At 74.5% G+C, this 24898-nt stretch carries 15 protein-coding genes and 1 tRNA gene; 14 read left to right on the top strand and 2 right to left on the bottom strand.

From position 1 onward, the window contains the following. Positions 1-7: 7 nt before the first annotated feature. The 13 genes from bldG to ACIBAI_RS23365 all read left to right on the top strand — a co-directional run bounded on the left by bldG (position 8) and on the right by ACIBAI_RS23365 (position 21376). Entirely contained in the window at positions 8-349 is a 342-nt protein-coding gene (bldG, locus tag ACIBAI_RS23425; protein WP_010986038.1) for an anti-sigma factor antagonist BldG, read from the top strand. A 109-nt stretch (positions 350-458) separates the two neighbouring features. Further along, entirely contained in the window at positions 459-890 is a 432-nt protein-coding gene (locus tag ACIBAI_RS23420) for an ATP-binding protein (protein ID WP_399037076.1), read from the top strand. Between the two features lie 320 nt (positions 891-1210). After that, on the top strand, positions 1211-3616 hold the full coding sequence (locus ACIBAI_RS23415) for a sodium-translocating pyrophosphatase (RefSeq protein WP_399037074.1): 2406 nt from the start codon (positions 1211-1213) through the stop codon (positions 3614-3616). Positions 3617-3821: 205 nt separating this feature from the next. Continuing rightward, complete coding sequence (locus ACIBAI_RS23410) at positions 3822-4421, top strand: small secreted protein (RefSeq protein WP_399037072.1); 600 nt, start codon at positions 3822-3824, stop codon at positions 4419-4421. Positions 4422-4457: 36 nt separating this feature from the next. After that, positions 4458-5981 carry a methyltransferase gene (locus ACIBAI_RS23405; protein WP_399037070.1) on the top strand — a complete coding sequence of 508 codons (1524 nt, stop codon included), beginning with the start codon at positions 4458-4460 and terminating at the stop codon, positions 5979-5981. Positions 5982-6506: 525 nt separating this feature from the next. Next, on the top strand, positions 6507-6704 hold the full coding sequence (locus ACIBAI_RS23400) for a hypothetical protein (RefSeq protein ID WP_399037068.1): 198 nt from the start codon (positions 6507-6509) through the stop codon (positions 6702-6704). Between the two features lie 256 nt (positions 6705-6960). Further along, positions 6961-9780 carry a type I DNA topoisomerase gene (gene topA, locus ACIBAI_RS23395; protein WP_399037066.1) on the top strand — a complete coding sequence of 940 codons (2820 nt, stop codon included), beginning with the start codon at positions 6961-6963 and terminating at the stop codon, positions 9778-9780. A 167-nt stretch (positions 9781-9947) separates the two neighbouring features. Next, on the top strand, positions 9948-13145 hold the full coding sequence (gene tmk, locus ACIBAI_RS23390; protein ID WP_399037064.1) for a dTMP kinase: 3198 nt from the start codon (positions 9948-9950) through the stop codon (positions 13143-13145). A gap of 181 nt (positions 13146-13326) precedes the next feature. Then, the gene (locus ACIBAI_RS23385) at positions 13327-14532 is read left to right on the top strand and encodes a DNA polymerase III subunit delta' (protein WP_399037062.1); all 1206 of its coding nucleotides are present in this window, start codon (positions 13327-13329) and stop codon (positions 14530-14532) included. Between the two features lie 214 nt (positions 14533-14746). Beyond that, positions 14747-16309, top strand: a complete 1563-nt coding sequence (locus ACIBAI_RS23380) for an alpha/beta hydrolase (RefSeq protein ID WP_399037060.1) — start codon at positions 14747-14749, stop codon at positions 16307-16309. A gap of 108 nt (positions 16310-16417) precedes the next feature. Next, a tRNA-Thr gene (locus tag ACIBAI_RS23375) sits at positions 16418-16491 on the top strand. A gap of 312 nt (positions 16492-16803) precedes the next feature. After that, positions 16804-17700, top strand: a complete 897-nt coding sequence (locus ACIBAI_RS23370; RefSeq protein WP_399037058.1) for a glycosyltransferase family 2 protein — start codon at positions 16804-16806, stop codon at positions 17698-17700. Between the two features lie 436 nt (positions 17701-18136). Next, positions 18137-21376, top strand: a complete 3240-nt coding sequence (locus tag ACIBAI_RS23365) for an AfsR/SARP family transcriptional regulator (RefSeq protein ID WP_399037130.1) — start codon at positions 18137-18139, stop codon at positions 21374-21376. 168 nt (positions 21377-21544) lie between these two features. On the opposite strand, the gene ACIBAI_RS23360 is transcribed toward ACIBAI_RS23365, so the two are convergent. Together ACIBAI_RS23360 and ACIBAI_RS23355 are read right to left on the bottom strand one after the other, a co-directional pair. Continuing rightward, a complete protein-coding gene (locus tag ACIBAI_RS23360; protein WP_399037057.1) occupies positions 21545-23230 on the bottom strand; it encodes a bifunctional 3'-5' exonuclease/DNA polymerase in 1686 nt (561 codons plus the stop codon). Between the two features lie 56 nt (positions 23231-23286). Continuing rightward, positions 23287-23529, bottom strand: coding sequence for a Clp protease N-terminal domain-containing protein (locus ACIBAI_RS23355; RefSeq protein WP_399037054.1), 243 nt, complete (start codon positions 23527-23529; stop codon positions 23287-23289). A 236-nt stretch (positions 23530-23765) separates the two neighbouring features. Between ACIBAI_RS23355 and ACIBAI_RS23350 the strand changes: the two genes are divergently transcribed. Further along, positions 23766-24893, top strand: a complete 1128-nt coding sequence (locus tag ACIBAI_RS23350) for a DUF2786 domain-containing protein (RefSeq protein WP_399037052.1) — start codon at positions 23766-23768, stop codon at positions 24891-24893. Positions 24894-24898: the final 5 nt, after the last annotated feature.

The raw sequence follows: 24898 nt of genomic DNA, 5'->3' as shown, positions 1-24898 counted from the left end.
AGGATCCGTGGACCTGTCCCTGTCGACCCGTACCGTCGGCGATCGTACGGTCGTCGAGGTCGGTGGCGAAATCGACGTATATACCGCGCCCAAGCTGCGCGAGCAGCTGGTCGAGCTGGTGAACGACGGGAATTTCCACCTCGTCGTCGACATGGAGGGCGTGGACTTCCTCGACTCCACCGGGCTCGGCGTGCTGGTCGGCGGCCTGAAGCGAGTGCGTGCCCACGAGGGCTCGCTGCGCCTGGTCTGCAACCAGGAGCGCATTCTCAAGATCTTCCGCATCACCGGCCTCACCAAGGTGTTCCCGATCCACACCTCGGTCGAGGAAGCGGTGGCGGCCACCGACTGAATCACCGGCCCGGGCCATGTGCCCGGGCCGCCGTGTCGCATCGCAGGGGGGTCCGGGCTCTCGGCTGCCCGGGACCTCGACAGCACGCCCGTAGCTCCGAGGGGGATGCATGGCCACCGTCGAACTCCGCTTCAGCGCGCTGCCCGAGCACGTCAGGACCGCCCGTCTGGTGGCGGCAGCGGTGGCACGCAGGGCCGGGGTGGACGAGGCCGTTCTCGACGAGGTCAGGCTGGCCGTCGGCGAGGCCTGCACCAGAGCCGTCGGGCTGCACCGGAACAGCGGTGTCACCGCGCCGGTGAAGGTGCTGCTGATCGAGGAGGAGAAGCAGTTCTCCATCGAGGTCGGCGACCAGGCTCCGCACTCGGTCCCCGCCGGCGACGCCCCAGGAGCCGCAGGCGACGACGGGGAGACCGAGGAGGACGAGATGGGCCTCGCGGTCATCAGCGGGCTCGTCGACGACGTCGAGGTCACGACCGGGGCCCATGGCGGGCAGATCCGGATGACCTGGTCGACGACACCCCCGCCGGCTCCGCTGCCCTGACCCGCCCCTCGCACAGCGACCTCCTTCTCGAAGGGCCCTACCTCGTAGGGCCCTTCGTCGTGTGCGGAACACGAGGTCCGCGCATACAGTGTTTCCAGCGACACTTTGCGTGAATCAATTCACGATCGGTCGCGCGCCGAACCGAATCACATGCCCATGCTTTCAGGGCATTGCCGTTCTCGGGTTCCGTGGCCGCCCGGAGACCATTCGCCGAGGAGTGTCCGTAGGCCAGTTCCATTTACCGCGCCCCGTTTCGATCGGGTTCCGGTACCTACAATCCGTCCACATCTTGAGCTCGGCCCAAGCGTCAAGGAGGACGAATGGCGGGGCTTTCCACCTCTCATCAGCTGGGTGATCCCTCGACTTTCGCGGCCGCGGTGCTGACGGACGGCAACCGCGTCCTGGTGGCGGTCGTCGCGGCCGTGGCGCTGGCGGCGCTGGTGGTCGCGGGCGTCCTGGTACGCCAGGTGCTCGCGGCGGGCGAGGGGACCGACAGCATGAAGAAGATCGCGGCGGCGATCCAGGAAGGCGCGAACGCCTATCTGGCCCGGCAATTGCGCACGCTCGGCGTATTCGCCGTGATCGTTTTCTTCCTGCTCCTGCTGCTGCCGGCGGACGACTGGAATCAGCGCGCCGGACGATCGGTTTTCTTCCTGATCGGCGCGGCATTCTCGGCGGCCACCGGTTATATCGGCATGTGGCTCGCCGTACGCAGCAATGTCCGTGTCGCCGCGGCGGCCCGGGAAGCGACACCGGCGAAGGGCGAGCCGGAGAAGGATCTCACCCTCGTCTCGCACAAGGCGATGAAGATCGCATTTCGCACGGGCGGTGTCGTCGGCATGTTCACGGTGGGGCTCGGCCTGCTGGGCGCCGCCTGCGTGGTGCTGGTGTACGCGGCCGACGCGCCGAAGGTGCTGGAGGGCTTCGGCCTCGGCGCGGCGCTGATCGCGATGTTCATGAGGGTCGGCGGCGGCATCTTCACCAAGGCCGCCGACGTCGGCGCCGACCTGGTCGGCAAGGTCGAGCAGGGCATCCCGGAGGACGATCCGCGCAATGCCGCGACCATCGCCGACAACGTGGGCGACAACGTCGGCGACTGCGCGGGCATGGCGGCCGACCTGTTCGAGTCGTACGCCGTGACCCTGGTCGCCGCGCTGATCCTCGGCAAAGCGGCCTTCGGCGACGCGGGGCTCGCCTTCCCGCTGCTGGTGCCCGCGATCGGCGTGATCACCGCGATGATCGGCATCTTCGCGGTGGCGCCGCGGCGGGCCGACCGCAGCGGCATGAGCGCGATCAACCGCGGCTTCTTCGTCTCGGCGGTGATCTCGCTCGTGCTGGTGGCCGTGGCCGCCTTCGTCTACCTGCCCGGAAGGTACTCCGACCTCGACGGCGTCACCGACGCCGCGATCAGCGGCAGGGACGGCGACCCGCGGATCCTCGCGCTCGCCGCGGTGGCCGTCGGCATCGTGCTCGCCGCCCTGATCCAGCAACTGACCGGCTACTTCACCGAGACCGGCCGCCGGCCGGTGCGGGACATCGGCAGGACCTCGCTGACCGGTCCCGCCACCGTCGTCCTCGCCGGCATCTCCGTCGGGCTCGAATCGGCCGTCTACACCGCCCTGCTGATAGGTCTCGGCGTGTACGGGGCCTTCCTGCTCGGCGGCGCGTCGATCATGCTGGCGCTGTTCGCGGTGGCACTGGCCGGCACCGGCCTGCTCACCACGGTCGGCGTGATCGTCGCGATGGACACCTTCGGGCCGGTCTCCGACAACGCGCAGGGCATCGCCGAGATGTCCGGCGACGTCAAGGGCGCCGGCGCGCAGGTGCTCACCGACCTCGACGCGGTCGGCAACACCACCAAGGCCATCACCAAGGGCATCGCGATCGCCACCGCCGTGCTCGCGGCGGCGGCGCTGTTCGGCTCGTACCGCGACGCGATCGTCACCGGCGCGCGGGACGTGGGCGAGCAGCTCAGCGGACCCGGTGCGCCGATGAGCCTGATCATGGACATCTCGCAGCCCAACAACCTCGTCGGCCTCGTCGCGGGCGCGGCGGTCGTCTTCCTCTTCTCGGGGCTGGCGATCAACGCGGTGTCGCGGTCGGCGGGGTCGGTGGTCTTCGAGGTGCGGCGGCAGTTCCGCGAGAGGCCCGGGATCATGGACCACAGCGAGAAGCCGGAGTACGGCAAGGTCGTCGACATCTGCACCAGGGACGCCCTGCGCGAACTCGCCACGCCCGGCCTGCTCGCCGTGCTGGCGCCCGTCTTCGTCGGGTTCACGCTCGGCGTCGGCGCGCTCGGCGCCTTCCTGGCCGGCGCGATCGGCGCGGGCACGCTGATGGCGGTGTTCCTCGCCAACTCCGGTGGCGCCTGGGACAACGCCAAGAAACTCGTCGAGGACGGCCACCACGGCGGCAAGGGCAGCGAGGCCCACGCGGCGACCGTCATCGGCGACACGGTCGGCGACCCCTTCAAGGACACCGCCGGTCCCGCGATCAACCCGCTGCTGAAGGTGATGAACCTGGTGGCGCTGCTGATCGCGCCCGCGGTGATCGGCTTCTCGTACGGCGCCGACCGGAACGTCGGGATACGGGTGCTGATCGCGGTCCTCGCGCTCGCCGTGATCGTCGGCGCGGTGTACGTCTCCAAGCGGCGCGGCATCGCCATGGGTGACGAAGACAACGCCGGCCGGGAGACCAAGTCGGCCGACCCGGCGGTGGTTTCCTAGGCCCCTTCCCCCGTCCTCGGACAAGCTCCAGTCCAAGGCGCGGGCGGGCGGCGCGTGTTGACGCGCCGTCCGCCCGCGCCGTGCCCGTGCACGCCGGCGCCGTGAGCCTTCTCTCGCTTGCCGCAAACGGTGCAATGTATGTTTTAGCCGACCTTCGGCATGCGGTTGCCGCTCGTCCGGCGTGTATGTTCCGGGGCCGAGAGCCATGGAAGGGACCAATCCGGTGAACAAGAAGCTCGCGGCCGCGCTGTCCGGCGGTGCGGTACTGGTACTGGCGCTGTCCGGGTGCAGTGAAGACGAGGGCAACGCGGAGCTGGACGCCTGGGCCAAGCAGATCTGCGACGTCGTGCCGGCGCAGAACGCGAAGATCGCGGCCGCCTACGAGTCGATCACGAAGGCGGCCAAGGACAGCCCGCCGGAGAAGCTCCAGGAGACCGACTCCCGAGCCTTCCAGGACCTGGCGGACGGCTACCGGGCGCGCGCGGCGGTCATCCAGAAGGCCGGGCCGCCCCCGGGCGTCGACGACGGCGAGCGGAAGCAGCAGGACGCCGTCAAGAAGCTCACCACCCTCTCCGCGTCGTACGCCGACCTCAAGAAGCAGGTGGACGCGCTCGACACGAAGGACCAGGCCGACTTCGCCTCCGGGCTGCAGGACGTCTCGGACCGGATGGAGGAAGTGGAGAAGCAGCGCCAGAGCGCGCTCGGCGCGCTGAAGGAGCTGGAGGCGGGCGACCCGAAGAAGGCGCTGGTCAAGCAGAAGGGCTGCCAGGCGGCGTCCGCCTCGCCGTCGTCCGCGGCGAGCTGAGCCGGCACGCCGCCGGGCGGGGGACACAATGGGGGCGTGAGTAACGCCAGCCTCTCCCCCCTGCCCTCCGCCGGCCGCCCCGACGTCGCCGCCCGGCTCCGGGACGCCCTGCTCGCGGCCTCCTTCACCGCCGACGGCCTGCTCGACCTGCTCGGCGCCCCCGCGTACGCGGCGCTGGCACGCGGCGAGACCGTGCCCGCGCTCCGGGCGACCCGCGGGGACACGCCGCTGGAGGCGCTCGTGCGGCTGTTCCTGCTGCAGCAGCCCGTGCCGCACGCGCGCGTGGCGGACGTCCTGCCCGTGGCCGCCTGCCTGGAGAGCGGGTGGCTGGTGCCGGCCGGCGAGGACGCGGTGACCGCGACCGTGGACGTGCGGCCGTACGGCGGGCCCGGCGGCGAGGACTGGTTCATCGTGTCCGACCTGGGGTGCGCGGTCGGCGGCGCCGGCGGCATCGGCAGGCGGGACGAGGGCGTCGTCCTCGGCGTGGGCGGCGCGTCCACGACGCTGGCCGGCATCACCGTCCGCACGCCCGTCTCCTCCGCCCTCGACCTCGGCACCGGCTCGGGCATCCAGGCGCTGCACGCCGCCCGGCACGCCACGCGGGTGACGGCGACCGACGTGAACCCGCGCGCGCTGCACATCACCGCGCTCACCCTCGCGCTGTCCGGCGCCCCCGCCGCGGACCTGAGGGAGGGCTCGCTCTTCGAGCCGGTCCGGGACGACGAGACGTTCGACCTGATCGTCTCCAACCCGCCGTTCGTGATCTCCCCGGGCGCCCGCCTCACCTACCGCGACGGCGGGATGGGCGGGGACGACCTGTGCCGCACGCTCGTCCAGCAGGCGGGGGAGCGGCTGAACGAGGGCGGGTTCGCGCAGTTCCTCGCCAACTGGCAGCACGTGGAAGGGGGGGAGTGGACCGAGCGGCTGCGCTCCTGGGTGCCGCGCGGCTGCGACGCCTGGATCGTGCAGCGCGAGGTGCAGGACGTCACGCAGTACGCGGAGCTGTGGCTCCGGGACGCGGGCGACCACCGCGGCGACGCGGCGGAGTACCGGGCGCGGTACGACGCGTGGCTCGACGAGTTCGAGGCGCGCAAGGTGCGGGCCGTGGGCTTCGGCTGGATCACGCTGCGCCGGACCGGAGCCGCCGAGCCCTCGGTCACGGTGGAGGAGTGGCCGCACCCGGTCGAACAACCGCTGGGGGAGACGGTCCGCGCGCACTTCGACCGCCTGGACTGGCTGCGGTCGCACGACGACGCGGCCCTGCTCGCTGCGTACTTCGAGCTGGCCGGCGAGGTCGTCCAGGAGCAGGTCGGGCTGCCCGGCGCCGAGGACCCCGAGCACGTCGTGCTGCGGCAGAACCGCGGTATGCGCCGGGCCACCAGGGTCGACACCGTCGGCGCGGGCTTCGCCGGCGTCTGCGACGGCACGATGAGCGCGGGCCGCATCCTGGACGCCATCGCCCAGCTGGTCGGCGAGGACCCGGTACTGCTGCGCGACCGCGCGCCGGCCCAGATCCGGCTGCTGGTGGAACAGGGGTTCCTCGAACCGGCCCGGTCCTGATCGGGACCGCGGGCGCTGACCGGGCACCGGGGAACAGCGGCGGGACCGGGAAACGACGGCGGAATCCGAAGCGGCGCGACAGGACCCGAAACGGCGCGGCAGGACCCGGAGCACAGCGGCGAGGTCCGGAGAGAACAGGGGCGGGGCCCGAAGCGGAGCGGAGGAATCCGAAGGACGGCGACGGGGTCCGCGGACACAGGGCGGGAAGCGCGGCGGCAAGAAGTACGTCGGCAACGCACACGGACCGGACCCGCGGCAAAGGGGGGCCGGGAGGACCGGTCCGAGCGGCGGAATCGGAGGCGCCGGGGTTTCCCGGGATCAATTGCGCGGAGCGCCCGGTCGCCGTGAAAGACGGCCGGAAATGTACGCGCGCCCGCCCCGGTCCGGACCGGCGGGCACCCCGCGGTCCGGTTCACGGCTCCGCCGGCCTCGCGTTCACCCGTGCTTCGCCTGCCCGCCGCCCGTGCGTGTCAGCCTCCTGGGGCTGGGCACCCACGGACGGGAGAAAAAGGGGCACGGGCAGCCATGGAGAAAGGACCGGCGATCTTCGCGGGAGTGGTGTTCGCCCTGTTCGGACTGGGACTGCTGGTGTGGACCGCGGTCCGCGCGGGGCAGCGCCGCCCCGTCGCCCAGGGTGTGAACCCCGTCGCATCCGCGACCGTCGCGGGCGGTGTCGCGATGATCACCCTGGCTCTCGGGGCCTGGTGCTTCACGCGCGTCTGAGAAGCGCGTTTGAACAGTGACGGAACCGCCACTCCGATAAGGAGGAGGCGGCGCTCCGGTCCGGACCGAAAGAGCTGGTGGGCACTCCGGGCGGCAGGAATAGCGCGAGTCGGGTTACCGTTCGAGTGGCCGTTGCGGGCTTTTCCCGTTTGACACGGGGGCGGGATGTACCGTCACACTCCGCAGCGTCAGCACGACCCGACCCCGGGAACCAAGGCCTGGGGGGACCCAGCGTCGACCGGAGAGAAGAGCGAAGTTGTCCCCGACCAGCGAGACCGCGAAGGGCGGCCGCCGACTCGTCATTGTCGAGTCGCCTGCCAAGGCGAAGACGATCAAGGGCTACCTCGGCCCTGGATACATCGTCGAGGCGAGCGTCGGGCACATTCGCGACCTTCCCAACGGCGCCGCGGAGGTGCCGGAGAAGTACACCGGCGAGGTCCGCCGCCTCGGTGTGGACGTCGAACACGACTTCCAGCCGGTCTATGTCATCAACGCGGACAAGAAAGCCCAGGTCAAGAAGCTCAAGGACCTGCTGAAGGACTCGGACGAGCTCTTCCTCGCCACCGACGAGGACCGCGAGGGCGAGGCCATCGCCTGGCACCTGCAGGAAGTGCTCAAGCCCAAGATCCCGGTCAAGCGCATGGTGTTCCACGAGATCACCAAGGACGCGATCCGGGCCGCCGTGGCCAACCCGCGCGAGCTGAACCAGAAGCTGGTCGACGCCCAGGAGACCCGCCGCATCCTCGACCGCCTCTACGGCTACGAGGTCTCGCCGGTGCTGTGGAAGAAGGTCATGCCGCGGCTGTCCGCCGGCCGCGTCCAGTCCGTCGCCACCCGGCTCGTGGTCGAGCGGGAACGCGAGCGCATCGCCTTCCGCTCCGCCGAGTACTGGGACCTGACGGGCACCTTCGCGACCGGCCGCGCGGGCGACCCGTCCGACCCGTCGTCGCTGGTCGCCCGCCTGCAGACGGTGGACGGCAGGCGGGTGGCGCAGGGCCGCGACTTCGACTCCCTGGGCCGGCTCAAGAGCGCCGGCGCCCTCCACCTCGACGAGGCGAACGCCCGCGCGCTGGCCGCCGCCCTGGAGAACACCCGGTTCTCCGTCCGGTCCGTCGAGTCCAAGCCGTACCGCCGCTCGCCGTACGCCCCGTTCCGCACGACGACGCTGCAGCAGGAGGCCAGCCGCAAGCTCGGCTTCGGTGCGAAGGCGACCATGCAGATCGCGCAGAAGCTGTACGAGAACGGCTACATCACGTACATGCGCACGGACTCCACGACCCTGAGCGACACGGCCGTCGCCGCCGCCCGCGCCCAGGTCACCCAGCTGTACGGCGCCGACTACCTGCCGCCGCAGCCGCGCACGTACGCCGCCAAGGTCAAGAACGCCCAGGAGGCGCACGAGGCGATCCGGCCCTCCGGCGACCGCTTCCGCACGCCGGCGGAGACGGGACTGACCGGCGACCAGTTCAAGCTGTACGAGCTGATCTGGAAGCGGACGGTCGCCTCCCAGATGAAGGACGCGACCGGCAACTCCGTCACCGTCAGGATCGGCGGCACGGCGGCCGACGGCCGGGACGTCGAGTTCAGCGCCTCCGGCAAGACGATCACCTTCCACGGCTTCCTGAAGGCCTACGTCGAGGGCGCCGACGACCCGAACGCCGAGCTGGACGACCGCGAGCGCCGCCTGCCCCAGGTCGGCGAGGGCGACCCCCTGGCCGCCGAGGAGATCACGGTCGACGGGCACGCCACCAAGCCCCCGGCCCGCTACACCGAGGCGTCCCTGGTCAAGGAGCTGGAGGAGCGGGAGATCGGCCGCCCGTCGACGTACGCGTCGATCATCGGCACGATCCTCGACCGCGGCTACGTGTTCAAGAAGGGCACCGCCCTGGTGCCGTCCTTCCTGTCCTTCGCCGTGGTCAACCTGCTGGAGAAGCACTTCGGGCGGCTCGTCGACTACGACTTCACCGCCAAGATGGAGGACGACCTCGACCGCATCGCGCGCGGCGAGGCGCAGGCCGTGCCGTGGCTGAAGCGGTTCTACTTCGGCGAGGCCAACGGCATCGGCGGCGCGGCCGAGGCCGGCAACGGCGACGGGGACCACCTCGGCGGCCTCAAGGACCTGGTGACCGACCTGGGCGCGATCGACGCGCGCGAGGTGTCGTCGTTCCCGGTCGGCAACGGCATCGTGCTGCGGGTCGGCCGCTACGGCCCGTACATCGAGCGCGGCGAGAAGGACACCGAGCAGCACCAGCGCGCCGACATCCCGGCCGACCTGGCGCCGGACGAGCTGACCGTCGAACTCGCGGAGGAACTGCTCGCCAAGCCGAGCGGCGAGCGCGTGCTGGGCCGCGACCCGGAGACGGGCCGCCAGATCGTCGCCAAGGACGGCCGCTACGGCCCGTACGTCACGGAGATCCTCCCCGAGGGCACCCCGAAGACGGGCAAGAACGCGGTCAAGCCGCGCACCGCCTCCCTCTTCAAGTCGATGTCGCTGGACACGGTGACCCTCGACGACGCGCTGAAGCTGATGTCGCTGCCGCGCGTCGTCGGCACCGACGCCGACGGCCAGGAGATCACCGCGCAGAACGGCCGCTACGGCCCGTACCTGAAGAAGGGCACGGACTCGCGGTCGCTGCAGTCCGAGGACCAGCTCTTCACGATCACGCTGGAGGAGGCGCAGGCGATCTACGCCCAGCCCAAGCAGCGTGGCCGGGCGGCCGCCAAGCCGCCGCTGAAGGAACTGGGCACCGACCCGGTCAGCGGCAGGCCGGTCGTGGTGAAGGACGGCCGCTTCGGCCCGTACGTCACCGACGGCGAGACCAACGCGACCCTGCGCTCCGGCGACAGCGTCGAGGCGATCACCCCGGAGCGCGGCTTCGAACTGCTCGCCGAGAAGCGCGCGAAGGCGCCCGCCAAGAAGACGGCGAAGAAGGCCGCCGCGAAGAAGGCCCCGGCCAAGAAGACCGCGGCGAAGACGGCGGCGGCCAAGAAGACCGCCGCCAAGACGACGACGGCCAAGAAGACCGCCGCCAAGACGGCCGCGAGGAAGGCGACCACCGCCAGGGCGGAGGACTGACCGGACGGCGAAGGACCGGACCGGACCTCGGGGAACCGGGCGTCTCCGGTTCCCGGTTCCGCACGCCCGCTGCGCGAAACGCCGCCCCGGCACCCCGCAGGTGCCGGGGCGCGCGCCCGCCCGGACGGGCGCTCCGGGCTGTCGGCGGGTGCCGATAGTCTGAATGCATGACGCGAGCCGAGCAGCCAACGGCCCCTCACACCGCCCCTGACGACGCCCTGGTCGCGGACTCCCGCGAGCGCGCCGTCCGCGCCCTGCTGCGCCGGCCCCGGCTGAGGCGGCTGTGGAGCGCGCAGCTCGTGAGCGGCACCGGCGACGTGCTCGCGCTCCTCGTGCTGGTCGCCCTCGTCCTCCAGGCGGCGATCGCGGCGGGCTCCTTCGGCGGCGGCTACCGGGGCGTGGCGTTCGCGGTGGCGACCGTCTTCGGCGTGCGCATCCTCGCCACGCTGCTCTTCGGAGCGGTCCTCCTCGGCCCGCTCACCTCGCTCACCGGACAGGACGGCCCGCTCGACCGCCGCTGGACCATGGTCGGCGCCGACGGGCTGCGGGCCGCGCTGCTCATCGTCGCCCCGCTGTGGATCGACTGGACGCCGGACGACGCCCTCGCCGTGCTCCTGGTCACGGTCTTCGTCAGCGGCGTCGCCGAGCGCTTCTGGACGGTCTGCCGACAGAGCGCGGCCCCCGCGCTGCTGCCCGCCCCGCCCCCGGAGGGCGCCACGGTACGGCCGCTGCCGGACCACCTGGACGCCCTGCGCCGCCTGTCCCTGCGCACGGGCTTCGTGGCGATCCCCCTCGCCGGGGCCGTGCTCGTCGCCGCCTCGCTGTTCAACAACCTCCTGGGGGCCGGCCTCGACTGGTTCGCCCAGCACCAGGCGGCCCTCGCGTCGTACGTCGCGGCCGGGCTGTTCGCCGCGTCCCTGTCCGTGCTGACCCTCCTCGAGGTGCCCGGCACGCGCACCCCCCGCCCGCGGTCGCCGCTGGAAGGGCTGCGCCGCCCCAGGACGGCCGCGGGCGCCGTCAAGGGCCGCACCGGCGCGATGCCGCTGCTGGTGCTCGCCTGCGCGGCCGTGGCGGGCGCGGTGGCGGCCGCGGTCGCCGTGTCGGTGCTGCACGCCAAGGACCTCGGCGGCGGCCCCGTGCTGTACGGCCTGCTGGTGCTGGCGCTGACCGGCGGAGTCGTCGCCGGCATCCGCACGGCGCCCGCCCTGCTGCCCGCCCTGTCGCGGCGCCGGCTGCTGGCGCTGGCGATCGCCTTCACCGGCGTCGCCCTGCTCGCCGCCGGCCTCGTCCCGGACGTCACCAGCGTGCTGCTGATCGTCGCGCTGGCCGGCGTCGGCGCGGGCGTGGCCGCCAACACCGGGCACGCCCTGCTCGACCAGGAGGCCGAGGAGCAGCGCCGGGCGCGTACGACCGAGCACCTGCACGCGGTCGTCCGGGTCTGCGTGGCGCTGTGCGCGGCGGTCGCCCCCGTGGTGGCGGCGGGGATCGGCCCGCACCGGCTGGAGAGCGGCAGGTTCGTCTTCGCGCACGGCGGCGCCGCGTTCACGCTGATGCTGGCCGGCGCGCTGCTGCTGCCGGTGGCCGCGCTGGTGCTCGCCAAGGCCGACGACCGCTCCGGGGTGCCGCTGCGGCAGGACCTGCGGGACGCGCTGCTCGGCGGCGACGACCCCGTGCCGGCGCCCGCGCCGTCCGGCTTCTTCATCGCGCTGGAGGGCGGCGACGGGGCCGGGAAGTCCACCCAGGCCGAGGCGCTCGCCGAGTGGATCAGGGCCAAGGGCCACGAGGTCGTCCTCACCCGCGAGCCGGGGGCGACCCCGGTCGGCAAGCGGCTGCGCTCGATCCTGCTGGACGTGTCGAGCGCCGGCCTCTCCCACCGCGCCGAGGCCCTGCTGTACGCCGCCGACCGCGCGGAGCACGTGGACACGGTGGTCCGGCCCGCGCTGGAGCGCGGCGCGGTCGTCATCTCGGACCGCTACACCGACTCCTCGGTGGCCTACCAGGGGGCGGGCCGCGACCTGTCCCCGACCGAGATCGCCCGCATCAACCGCTGGGCGACGAACGGACTCGTCCCGCACCTCACGGTCCTGCTGGACGTCTCCCCGGAGACCGCGCGCGAGCGCTTCACCGAGGCGCCGGACCGCCTGGAGTCGGAGCCCGCCGAGTTCCACGCGCGCGTCCGGGCCGGTTTCCTGACGCTGGCCGCCGCCGACCCGGGCCGCTACCTCGTGGTGGACGCGGGCCAGGAGCCCGAGGCCGTCACGACCGTCATCCGGCACCGGCTCGACCAGGTGCTGCCGCTGTCCGAGGCCGAGATCGAGGCCCGGGAGGAGGCCCGCCGCAGGGCCGAGGAGGAGGCGCGCCGCAGGGCCGAGGAAGAAGCGCGCCGCAAGGCCGAGGAGGAGCGCCTGGAGCGCGAGCGCCAGGAGCAGCTGGCGCGGCTGCGCGCCGAGGAGGAGGAGCGCAAGCGGCGCGAGCTGGAGGAGGCGCAGCGGCGCGAGGCCGAACGGCAGGCCGAGGAGGCCCGGCGCCGGGCCGAGGAAGCGCGCCGCAGGGCCGAGGAGGAACGGGCGCGGCTGCTCGCCGAGGAGAAGGCACGCGCCGAGGCGGAGGCCCGCCGCAAGGCGGAGGAGGAGCGCCGCCGCAAGCAGGCCGAGGAGGAGGCCCGGCTGCGCGCCGAGGCCGAGGCCCGGCGGCTGGAGAAGCAGCGCAAGGCCGAGGAGGCCCTGCTGCGGGCCGAGGAGGCACGCCGGCTGGCCGAGCAGGCGGCCGCCGCGGCCGCGGCGGGCCCGAAGCCGACGCCTCCCGGTGACACGCACAGCCGCCGGCCCGCCGCACCCGCCGCACCCGACGCGGCGACCGTGCCGACCCCGGTCGTGACGCCGAAGAACGCCTCCGGCGGCCCGCTGGAGGAGACGGCCGTGCTGCGACCGGTGCGGGAACGGGGCGCCGAGGAGGCCGCCGCCGGGTCCTCCGGCAGCCCCGACTCCGAGGTGACGGCCGAACTGCCGAAGCCGCCGGTCCCGCCGGTCCCGCCGGGCGCGGCGGACGAGACGGCCGTCCTGCCCTCGGCGACGCCGGGATCCGCGGACGAGACGGCCGTCCTGCCGCCGGTGCCGGGGGAGGAGCCCGCGAACCGGGTCCCGCCGGGCTTCTTCCGGGACGAGCGCCCCGCCGGCGGGCCGGACGGATCCGACGACCGCACGCGCGAGCTGCCCCAGGTCGACGCCGAGCGGGCACCGCGCCGCCGGCGCCGCTCGGACTGGGCCGAGGAGACCCCGCTGGACGACCTGCCGACCCTGGCGGACGAACTGCTGGGCCCACGGGAGGACGAGTACGGGGAGGACGGGGGCCGGGGGCGTCCGTGACGTGCGCCGTCCCGCCGCGCATCCGGGGCCGTCCGGGCCGCGGGCCCGCCTCCTCCGGGCGCCCGCCCGCGGCCCCGGCCCGATCCCCGGTCCCCGCCTCCACCGCGAGCCGGGTGCTGTCAGTGGTCACCCCCACAATGGATCCCGTACCACCAAGCAGGACGAAAGGGCGGCGTGACCCGTGACCGTATGGGACGACCTGGTCGGCCAGGAGAAGGTGTGCGCCGTGCTCGACGCGGCCGCCCGCGACGCCGACGCCCTGGTCACGGCGGCCGCGGCCGACGCCCCCCTCCCGCAGGCGTCCAGGATGACGCACGCCTGGCTCTTCACCGGCCCCCCCGGTGCCGGCCGCACGCAGACGGCCCGCGCCTTCGCCGCCGCCCTGCAGTGCGTGAGCCCCGACCGCTCCCTCGGCGGGGCACCCGGCTGCGGATTCTGCGACGGCTGTCACACCACCCTGATCGGCACGCACGCCGACGTCACCACCGTCGCCGCCGTCGGCACGCAGATCCTCGCCGACGACATGCGGGACACGGTCCGCAAGTCGTTCACCTCACCGGCGGGCGGCCGCTGGCAGGTCATCCTCGTCGAGGACGCCGAGCGCCTGAACGAGAAGTCCGCCAACGCCGTCCTCAAGGCCGTCGAGGAACCCGCCCCCCGCACGGTCTGGCTGCTGTGCGCCCCGTCCGTCGAGGACGTGCTGCCGACCATCCGGTCCCGCTGCCGCCACCTCAACCTGCGGACGCCGTCCGTCGACGCCGTCGCCGACATGCTCGTACGCCGCGAGGGCATCGAGCCCGACGTCGCCGCCGCGGTGGCCCGCGCCACCCAGGGCCACGTCGACCGGGCGCGCCGCCTGGCCACCGACCCGGCCGCCCGTGAGCGCCGCGCCGCCGTGCTGAAGCTGCCGCTGCGGGTCGAGGAGATCGGCGGCGCGCTCAAGGCCGCCCAGGAACTGGTCGACGCGGCCGCCGAGGACGCCAAGCAGCTCGCCGAGGAGACCGACACCAAGGAGACCGAGGAGCTGAAGGCCGCCCTCGGCGCGGCCCAGGGCGGCCGGCTGCCGCGCGGCACGGCCGGGGTGATGAAGGACCTGGAGGACAAGCAGAAGCGCCGCCGCACCCGCACCCAGCGCGACAGCCTCGATCTCGCCCTGACCGACCTCACCGCCCTCTACCGCGACGTCCTGGCCCTCCAGCTCGGCTCCCGCGTGGCCATCGCCAACGCGGACGCCGAGGACCTCCTGGAGCGCCTCGCCCGCGGCAGCACCCCGGAGTCCACCCTGCGCCGCATCGAGGCGATCGCCGCCTGCCGGAAGGCCCTCGACCGCAACGTGGCGCCGCTCCTCGCGGTGGAGGCGATGACGATGGCCCTCAGATCGGGCTGACCGGGCACCCGTGCCCCGGGCCGGGCCGACGCCAGCCCGGGAGGCACCCGGAGGATCTCCCGGAGAGCGGCAGGAGTCTCCCGGAGGCGCCCGGGCATCCCCAAAGGGCGCGGAAGACCCCCCGGAAGGCAACGGAGCACACAAGACGTAGCCCATACGAGGCATGCAGCGCGCACAGGGTGAGCATTTAGTCGCACAGAGTTACGCTCGTTCAATGCACACCAGGCGCACTCTCCGCACGTTCCGCACCGGAGCCCTCCTCCTGACCGCCGCGCTGCTGGCCACCGCCTGCTCCTCCGGGAGCGCCGCGAGTTCCGCCGGCTCGGCCGTGGCCGCGCTGCCCCGGGCCACGCCGGCGGCCCTGTCGCCGTACTACAAGCAGAAACTGACCTGGCGCGGCTGCGACGCCGCCGGTTTCGAGTGCGCCACGCTGAAGGCCCCGCTGGACTACGCCCACCCCGCCGCGGGCGACGTCCGCCTCGCGGTGTCCCGCAAGAAGGCCACCGGCCCGGGCAGGCGGATCGGCTCGCTGCTGGTCAACCCGGGCGGCCCCGGGGGCTCGGCGGTCGGCTACCTGCAGCAGTACGCCGGCCTCGGCTACCCGGCGGGGATCCGCGCCCGTTACGACATGGTGGCGTTCGATCCGAGGGGCGTGGCCCGCAGCGAGCCGGTGCAGTGCCTGGACGGGCCGGGGATGGACGCGTACACGCGGACGGACACCACGCCGGACGACCGGCGCGAGACCGACGAACTCGTCGCCTCCTACAGGAGGTTCGCCGAGGGCTGCGGCGCCCGCTCGCCGAAGCTGCTGCGGCACGTGTCGACCGTCGAGGCGGCCCGGGACATGGACATCCTGCGCGCCGTGCTGGGGGACAGGAAGCTGAACTACGTGGGAGCGTCGTACGGAACGTTCCTCGGGGCGACGTACGCCGGGCTGTTCCCGCAGCGGGTAGGACGGCTGGTGCTGGACGGCGCGATGGACCCCTCCCTGCCCGCCCGGCGGCTGAACCTGGAACAGACCGCGGGCTTCGACACGGCGTTCCGGTCGTTCGCGAGGAACTGCGTGCGCCGGCCCGACTGCCCGCTGGGCGGCCCGGGCACCTCGCCGGAGCGGGCCGGCCGGAACCTCAAGGCGTTCCTGGAGAGGCTGGACCGGCGCCCCGTCCCCACCGGCGACGCCGACGGCCGCAGGCTCACCGAGTCCCTGGCCACCACGGGCGTCCTCGCGGCGATGTACGACGAGGGCGCCTGGCCGCAGCTGCGCCAGGCACTGGCCGCGGCGACGAGGAGGAACGACGGCACGGGCCTGCTCGCCCTGTCCGACAGCTACTACGAGCGCGACGCCGGCGGCGGCTACAGCAACCTGATGTCCGCCAACGCCGCCGTGAACTGCCTCGACCTCCCGTCCGCCTTCGACACGCCCGACCAGCTGCGGACGGCCCTGCCCGCTTTCCGCAAGGCGTCCCCCGTCTTCGGCGAAGGTCTGGCCTGGTCCTCCCTGAGCTGCGCGTACTGGCCGGTGCAGCCCTCGGGCGAGCCCCGCCGCATCGAGGCGAAGGGCGCGGCCCCGATCGTCGTGGTCGGCACCACCCGCGACCCGGCGACCCCGTACCGCTGGGCGCGGTCCCTGGCCCGCCAGCTCTCCTCGGGCCGCCTCCTCACCTACGAGGGCGACGGCCACACCGCCTACGGCCGCGGCAGCCGCTGCATCGACTCCACGATCAACGCCTACCTCCTGCGGGGCACCCCGCCCGCGGACGGAAAGCGCTGCTCATAACCCCTCCAGCACTGGTCGGAATGCCTGCTTCCGGACCGTGGTCGGAGCATCCCCGGAAACTGTGTAGACTTACCGACGTTGCCGATCGCACCATGGTGCGGGCAGCGCGCCGCCTTAGCTCAGATGGCCAGAGCAACGCACTCGTAATGCGTAGGTCTCGGGTTCGAATCCCGAAGGCGGCTCCGTACAAGGCCAGGTCACCTAGCTCGTGACCTGGCCTTTCGGCGTTCTGCGGAGTCTTCGGGCGCCTTGCGGGCCCCGTCCGCCTCGGCTCCGGGCGCCCGCGCCCTCCGTGAGGCGGGCAGGGGCCGGTTCGGCGGACGGTCCCGGAAGCGATCGCACCGTCCCCGGGGTCCTTCGCGCGGCTCGGCCGCCGCTCCCCGGCCCGCACGCGGCCGAAGGGGTGGAACGGCGCGGCGTACTCGGGGAGTCCTCACCGTGAACGGCTAGCATCGCGGGCGCAGCCGCCGACAGTCGGGACAGGGGGTGCGGGGATGCGGGAGCCGAGGCTCGCCGTCGCCGTGGTGACCATGGGGGACCGGCCCGACGAGGTCGACGCCCTGCTGGAGTCGGTGGCCAAGCAGGACCTCCCGCCCGAACGGATCGTGATCGTCGGCAACGGCTGTCCGCTCCCCGACTTCACCGAGCGGCTGTCGCTGCCGGGGCGGGTCACCACCGTCGAGCTCGACGAGAACGTCGGCTGCCCCGGCGGGCGCAACGCGGCGATCGCCCGGCTCCGCGCGTTCGGCGACATCGACGTCGTCGTCGAACTGGACGACGACGGCCTGCTCGTCGGGACCGGCGTACTGCGCCGGGTACGGGAGCTGTACGCGGCCGACGACCGGCTCGGCATCGTCGGCTTCCGCATCGCCGACGAGCACGGCGAGACCCAGCGGCGGCACGTGCCCCGGCTCGGCGCCGCCGGCCCGCTGCGCGGCGGGTACGTCACCGGGTTCCTCGGCGGCGGGCACGCGCTGCGGATGGCGATGCTGGACGGGATCGGCGACTGGCCCGCCGAGTTCTTCTTCGCGCACGAGGAGACCGACCTGGCCTGGCGGGCCGCCGACGCCGGCTGGCGGATCCTGTACGCGCCCGAACTGCTGCTCCGGCACCCGAGGACCTCGCCCGCCCGGCACGCCATCTACCACCGGGTCAACGCCCGCAACCGGGTCTGGCTGGTCCGGCGCCGGCTGCCGCTGCCGCTCGTCCCGGTGCACCTGACGGTGTGGGTGCTGCTGACCGTCGTGCGGAACCGGTCGTCGCCCGGGGCGCTGCGCGCGTGGTTCGGGGGGTTCGCGGAAGGTGTGCGGGAGCCGGCGGGGGAGCGGCGGCCCATGCGCTGGCGGACGGTGTGGCGGCTCAGCCGGCTGGGACGGCCGCCCGTGATGTGACGCGGGCGGCGGGCGCGCAGGACCGGCGGCCGCGCACGGAGGGCGGGGGGAAAGCGGGCGAGGGTCCCGATCGGTCACCTCCGCCGACCGGGACCCTCGTGCGTCCCCGGATCCGGCCGCGGCGGCGACACTCCCCCGAGCGACGCGTCGTGCGCGCGCGCCCCCGGGCCAGATCCGATGTTGTGATCACATCAGGTCGCACCAACGGCTCGCTAACATGTGGCCAACGGCTCCCCGCGATGTCGTGGGCCGGTTGGCGTGAAGTCGCCCCAGGGCGACGGAAGATGACCGAACGGTAGCGGATTCTGGCGGAGGCCGTTGTGAAGAAGGTGGCGGAAAACCACCGCGGAGTGGGTGGGAATTCGCCAGGAACGGTGAGTGTCCGCAGGAAGGGCGCATCCGGGCGCGGTGCGCGGGAAGGAAACGGGGCGGTGTGATGCGGTGCGAACTGCGGTGCGAGCTGCGGTTCGGACTGCTGGGACCGCCGGTCCTCTACGACGTCCGGGGCGACGGGGCCGACGTCCCCGCCCCCGCGGCCGACGCCCCCGCCCCCGCGGCTTCCGCTCCCGCGGGGCCCGTCCCCGCTCCGGCCCCCGCCCGGGTCCGTCCCGTCTCCAGCCCCAAGGTGCGGGCCCTGCTGGCCGTACTGCTGCTCGAAGCCGGCCGGGCCGTCTCCGTCGAGTCGCTCAAGGAGGCGCTGTGGGGCGGCGCCCCGCCCCCGTCGGCGCAGGCCTCGCTGCACAACCACGTGGCCCGGCTGCGCCGGCTGCTCGACGACCCCGAGCGGCTGCGGTCGGTGCCGTCGGGGTACGTGCTGCGCGTCGAGCAGGGCGAGTTGGACGTCCATGTCTTCGAGACCCAGGTCGCCGCGGCGCGCGCCGCGCACGCCGGGCGCGACTGGGCAGGCGTCGTGCGCGCGTGTTCCACGGCGCTCGCGCTCTGGCGCGGCACGCCGCTGGCCGGACTGCCGTCCGAGGTCGGCGGCTACGCCTTCGTCCAGCGCCTCCAAGAAGCGCGGCTGCTGCTCCTGGAGTGGCGCTACGACGCCGAACTCGCCCTGGGCGGCACGCGACTCTCCGGTCTGGTACCGGAGTTGGCGGCACTGGCCGCGGAGCACCCGTTGCGGGAGGCGTACCACCGGCAGCTGATGCTGGCCCTGTACCGCACCGGCCGCCAGGCCGAGGCCCTCGCCGTCCACCGCGATCTGCGCGACCGCCTCGTCGAGGAACTCGGCATCGAGCCGGGCCCGGCGGTGCGCGAGGCCCACCTGGAGGTGCTGCGCGGCACCGCGGAGACCTCACCGCAGGACGGCGGCCCGCCGACCGGGACCCGGAATCCCCCGAAGCCCCACCAGGCCGGGGAGCCCTCCGCTCCCGGCGCCCTCCAGCCGCTCCGGCCGGCCCAGCTCCCGCCGCCGCCCGTGCACTTCACCGGCCGTACCGCCGTGCTCGGCGAGTTGCGCCGCGTCCTCACCCCCGGCCCGCACCCGGCCGTCGCCGTCATCAGCGGCATGGCCGGGGTCGGCAAGAGCGCGCTCGCCCTGCACATCGCCCACGAGCTGCGGGAGCGCTTCCCCGACGGGCAGCTGTACGTCAACCTGCACGGCGCCACCCCGGGCATGGCCCCGCTGACGCCCGGCCAGGCGCTCGCCGCGCTGCTGCGCGACCTCGGCGCCGACCCCCGTGCCATCCCGGAACACCCGGACGCGGCGGCCGCGCTGCTGCGCTCCCTGCTCGCACCGACGCACACGTTGATGGTCCTGGACGACGCCGCGAACGCCGCGCAGGTGCGTCCCCTGCTGCCGGCCGGTCCCGGCTGCGCGGTGATCGTCACCAGCCGGTCGCCGCTCACCGCGCTCGACGGCGCCCGCCGCTTCCCGCTCGCCCCGCTGTCCGCCGAGGACAGCGCGGCCCTGCTGCGGGCGGCCTCCGGCCGCGACGGCCCGGACGGTCCGGACCGCATCGACGCCGCCCACCCCCTCGTCGAGCTCACCGGCCGCCTCCCGCTGGCCCTGCGGGTCGTCGCCGCCCGGCTCGCCGCCCGCCGGGTCCTCACCCCGGACGTGCTGGCCGGCCAGCTGACCGCCACGGAAGGGCGCCTGCACCACCTGGAGTACGACGACCTCAGCGTCCGCCGCTCCCTGGCCGTCGCGCACGACGCGCTCGCCGCCTCCGACCGCGAGGCCGACCGGGACGCGGCCCTCGTCCTGCGCCGCATCGGCGCGCTGGACCTGCCCGCGTACGGGGCCCCGCTGCTGGCCCGCCTCACCGGCACCGACGAGCGCCGCGCCGAGGCCGCCCTCGACCGCCTCGTCGACGTGGCCCTGCTGGAGGAGACGGCGTACGGCCGGTACGCGCCGCACGACCTGGTGCGCGACTTCGCGCGGGAGCTCGGGCGAGGGGAGCGCGCGGGGGACGGTCCCGGCGGCGACGTCGCCGAGACCGCCCTGCGCTGGTACGCCGCCGTCGCCGAGCGCACCCTCACCGCCATCGTCGAACCCGGCCTCGACCGGGAGGACCGCCGCCGCCCCACCGCCGCGCAGCCGCCCGAGCACGCGGCGCACGTGACGGCCGTCGCCCCCTTCCCCTCGCCCGAGGACGCCTTCGCCTGGGGCGACGCGGAGCTGGAGAACATCGTCGCGCTGGTCGAGCGATACGCCGGGAACGCCGACGACGCCGACGACACCGGAGGCACCGGGAACGCCGACGACACCAGGAACACCGGGAACGCCGACGACCGCCGGGCCGCCTGGGCCCTGGTCCTGGTCCGGCTCGTCTTCCCGTACGTCCAGCGCAGCGGCCGGGTCGCGGAGATGGAGGTGCTGGGCCGGGCCGCCCTGGGCGTGGCGCGACGGCTCGGTGACGAGGCCGCCGAGGCGTACGCGCTGGGCGACCTCGCCGGCCTGCACTTCCTCACCGGCCGCCACGGCGACGCCCTCGCCCTCACCGACCGGGCGCTGGTGATCTGGCGGCGGCTCGGCGTGCTCTCCTGGATCCGCCGCTGCCTGAACAACCGGGGCCTGCTGCTCGAAGGGCTCGGCCGCCACGCCGAGTCCGGCGACGCGCTGCGGCAGAGCCTCGAACTCTCGCGGCAGCTGAACGACCCGTACGGCGAGGCCGTCACCTACAGCCACCTCGGCAACCTGTACGAGCACACCGACCCGCGGGCCGCGATCGAGCAGCACCGGCGGTCGCTCGCCATCGGCGACGCGATCGGGAACGTGATCGTGCAGCACTCGGCGCACTGCAACATCGGGTACGCCCACCTCACCCTCGGCGAGCCGGCCGCGGCCGCGGAGCACTTCGAGGAGAGCCTGCGCATCCTCGGCGGCCACGGCGACTGGCACGGCGAGTCCCAGACCCGGCTCGGCCTGGTCCGCGCCCTGCGCCTGCTCGGCCGCACCGAGCGGGCCGCCCGCGAGTGCGCCGAGCTGCTGCGCCGCGCCGACGCCCGCGCCGACCGCTACATGGGCGGCCTCGCCCGGCACCAGCACGGGCTGCTGCTGCGGGAGCGGGGCCACGACCGGGAGGCGTACCAGGAGTGGCGCCTGGCTCTCGCGGCGCTGGCCGGGACGGACGAGCGGACCGTGCTGGGGGAACTGCGGGAGCTGATCGCCGCGGCCGAGGCAGCGGCCGGGACCGAGGCCGAGGCCGCGGCCGAGGCCGACGTACGCTGACCAGGCCGCAGCGGTACGGCAGTTCGCCGCCGTCGCCGCCGTCCGGTGCCGGGGCGGCGTCCCGTCGTCGCCGGCCGCTCGGCGCCGGCGCGGGGTTTCGTCACCGTCGGTCGTCCGGTGCCGGTGAGGCGTTCCGTCGGTGCCGGCGCGGCGTTCCGCCGCCGTCGGTCACTTGGCGTCCGCGTAGCACTCCACCACCGCCGTCGTGAACGGGAACCGCACCGGCGTCTCGCCGAACGTCAGTCGTCCGGCGAGGTCGGCCGCCTCGCGGATCGCGGTGACGACCGCGTCGGCCTCCTCCTCGGGGCAGTGCACGATCACCTCGTCGTGCTGGAAGAAGACCAGCTCGGCCGCCATGCCGGCGCAGGCCCGCCGCAGCGCGGCGAGCAGCAGCAGCGCCCAGTCGGCGGCGCTGCCCTGGACGACGAAGTTGCGGGCGAACCGGCCCCGCGCGCGGGCGTCGGCGGTGGCGTGTCCGGGCGCCCGCGGCCGGTCCTCGGCGTCCTCCTCCGCCACGGGGATGCCGGCCTCCCCGGCCGGGTCCTCCGTCGCCCGGGCCGCCGGGGGACAGGTGCGCCCCAGCCAGGTCCGCACGAGCCGGCCCTCCTCGCCCGCGCGGGCGGCCTCGTCGACGTACGCCACCGCCTTCGGGAAGCGGCGCCGCAGCGCGGCGAGGTTCCGCAGGCCGTCGCCGGAGGTCTGGCCGTAGACCGCGCCGAGCACGGCGAGCTTGGCCTGGGCGCGGTCGCCGGAGAAGGCACGGTCGGACACCGACTGGTACAGGTCGGTCTGCCGGCCCGCCACCGCCATCAGACCGGGGTCGCGGGAGATCGCCGCCAGCACCCGCGGCTCCATCTGGTCGGCGTCGGCGACGACGAGCCGCCAGCCGGGGTCGGCGACCACGGCCCGCCGGATCACCTTGGGGATCTGCAGGGCGCCCCCGCCGTTGGTCACCCAGCGCCCGGTGACGGTCCCGCCCGCCAGGAACTCCGGCCGGAACCGCCCGTCCCGCACCCAGTCCTGCAGCCAGGACCAGCCGTGGGCGACCCAGATGCGGTACAGCCTCTTGTACTCGATCAGCGGTTTCACGGCCGGGTGGTCGACGGACTCGATCTCCCAGCGGCGGGTGGATCTGATCCTGATCCCGGCCTGCGCGAACGCCTTGACGACGTCGGCGGGCAGGTCGGGCCGCACGCGGCGCCCGAACGCGGCGGACACCTCGTCGGCCAGCTCGGCCAGCCGGCGCGGCTCGCCGCCGCCCGCGTACCGCTCGCCGAGCAGGTCGTGCAGCACCTCGCGGTGCACGTCGGCCCGCCAGGGCAGCCCCGCGTGGTTCATCTCGGCGGCCACCAGCATCCCCGCCGACTCGGCCGCCGTCAGCAGCCGCATCCGGTCCGGGTGCTCGGTCCGCTCGTGCCGCCGCTGCTGCTCGGCGTAGACCTCGGCGAGGTCGGCCAGCGGCACGTGCGCGCCCCGCGGCTCGAACAGCGGGGACTGCGCGCCCGGCTCGGCGGACCGCTGCGGCGGGTCGGGCGGTACGGGGCCGCCGCGCAGCCGGGCCAGGGCGGCGGCGGCCGAGCGGGGTTCGCCGTGGCGCCCCTCGTGGCCGAGGAGGAGGGTCTCGGCGTCCTCGACGTCGTAGCACCGCTCCACGCGCACCCCCGCGGCGAGCAGGCGCGGGTAGACCTCGGCGGTGGACCGCCACACCCACCGGGTGACGCCGGGACGGCTGCGCACGGCCTCGGCGAGGTCCGGCTCCCGCCGCACCGGGCCGGCGGGCAGCCCGTCCGGGCCGAGGGGGGCGACCTCCACGCCACCGTCCTCGGCCGGGGCGAGCGCCCACCGGTCGGCCATGCCGCGAGTGTGCCAGGCAGGTCTGACAACGGGGTCCCGGCCCCGGTCACCGGGTCTCAGTCCCGGTCCGGCTGCTCCTCCCGCTCCGCGCCCTCCCGCGCGATCAGCGACAGCGTCTCGGCGAGGTACTCCTCCGCCCTGCCCTTGTCGAGGCCGGGACAGCTGAGCACACCTGTGCCGTTCTCGTGCTCCAGCAGGGCCGGCAGCAGGTGCTCGGTGCCGGCGTGGTCGTGGCCGAGGCGCAGGGCCTCGCGGAAGGGGAGCCCCAGGACCTTCTTCGCCGCGGAGCCGTACCGCACCGGCTCCGGGGCCTCCTCGACGGCCGGCGGGGGCGCCGCGGCGGCGGCCTCGCGGACCGCGTCCCAGGGTGACGCCCTGCTCGGCGATCGCCCTCGCGGCCAGGCGCCCGGGTTCGGCGAGCAGGCCGGGGACGAGGTGCTCGGGCACTCGGCGTTGCCCGCCGCCCGGCGCTCCCGCGCTCCGGGCCGGCCCTCGGACAGCGGGACGACGCCGCCGGCCGTGACACCATCACCGGGTGAGCACGTCCAGCACCGTCGACCGAGCCTTCCGGACCGCCCTCTACGAGAACGCCCGGGGCGCCGACACCGCCCTCGACACCGCCGCCTCCCTGCTCGCGGCCGACCCGGCGGCGGACGCCGAGCTGGCCCGCCGGGGCGAGGAGTTCGTGGCGACGGCCTGGCGGCGCGGCTGGCAGCCCGCCGACGTCATGCGGATGGTGCGCCGCGAGCTGGGCGACGGGCACGTCCGCCTGGCCGCGGCGCTGATCCGCGCGCAGGCGGCGCACGACCGTCCGCGCGGGCGCCGCTGGGCCGCGCAGCTGGACGCGCTGCCCGCCGACGCGCCGCCCCGTACCGACCGCTTCTCGCACGCCACGGCGGTCCTGGAGCTGTACCGCCTGCTGCTGCGGCTGCCCGCCCTCGAACCCGTCGACGAGCCGGCGTCCGCCTCCCGCCCGGAGTCCCGCGCGCTCGCCCGCATCCGCGCGCTGCTCGCCAAGGCCGAGGCGACCGCGTACCCGCAGGAGGCGGAGGCCCTCAGCGCCAAGGCGCAGGAGCTGATGGCCCGCTACAGCGTCGACGAGGCCCTGCTGGCGGCCCGGGCGCCCGCCCCCGACGCCCCCGGCGCCTGCCGGATCGGCGTGGAGCCGCCGTACGAGCAGGCCAAGGCGGTGCTGCTGGACGCGGTGGCCGCCGCCAACCACTGCCGGGCGGTGTGGAACGAGCCCTTCGGCTTCTCCACCGTGGTCGGCTTCGAAGCCGACCTGGAGGCCGTCGAACTCCTCTACACCTCGCTGCTGGTGCAGGCCGAGGCCGCGATGACGAAGGCGGAGGCGGCGCAGCGCGCGGGCGGCCGCAAGCGGACCAAGACCTTCCGCCAGTCCTTCCTCGCGGCCTACGCCCACCGCGCCGGCACCCGCCTGCGCGCCGCCGCCGAGCACGCCGCCACCGGGACGGCGGCCGAGGCGGCGGAGGTGCTGCCGGTCCTCGCCTCCCGCGAGGCCGCGGTCGCCGACCGCCTGGAGCGGATGTTCCCCGAGACGACCACGACCCGGCTGCGCGGCGTCGACGACGCGGCGGGCTGGACGGAGGGGACCCGGGCGGCCGACGAGGCCCAGGTCAGGTCCCGCCGGCCGCTGCGCTGACCCGC

The organism is Streptomyces sp. NPDC051041 (genome assembly GCF_044456065.1).
Taxonomy (GTDB): Bacteria; Actinomycetota; Actinomycetes; order Streptomycetales; family Streptomycetaceae; genus Streptomyces; species Streptomyces glaucus.
The sequence above is the reverse complement of the archived record's forward strand: the minus strand, read 5'-3'. Positions and strand labels throughout refer to the sequence as shown.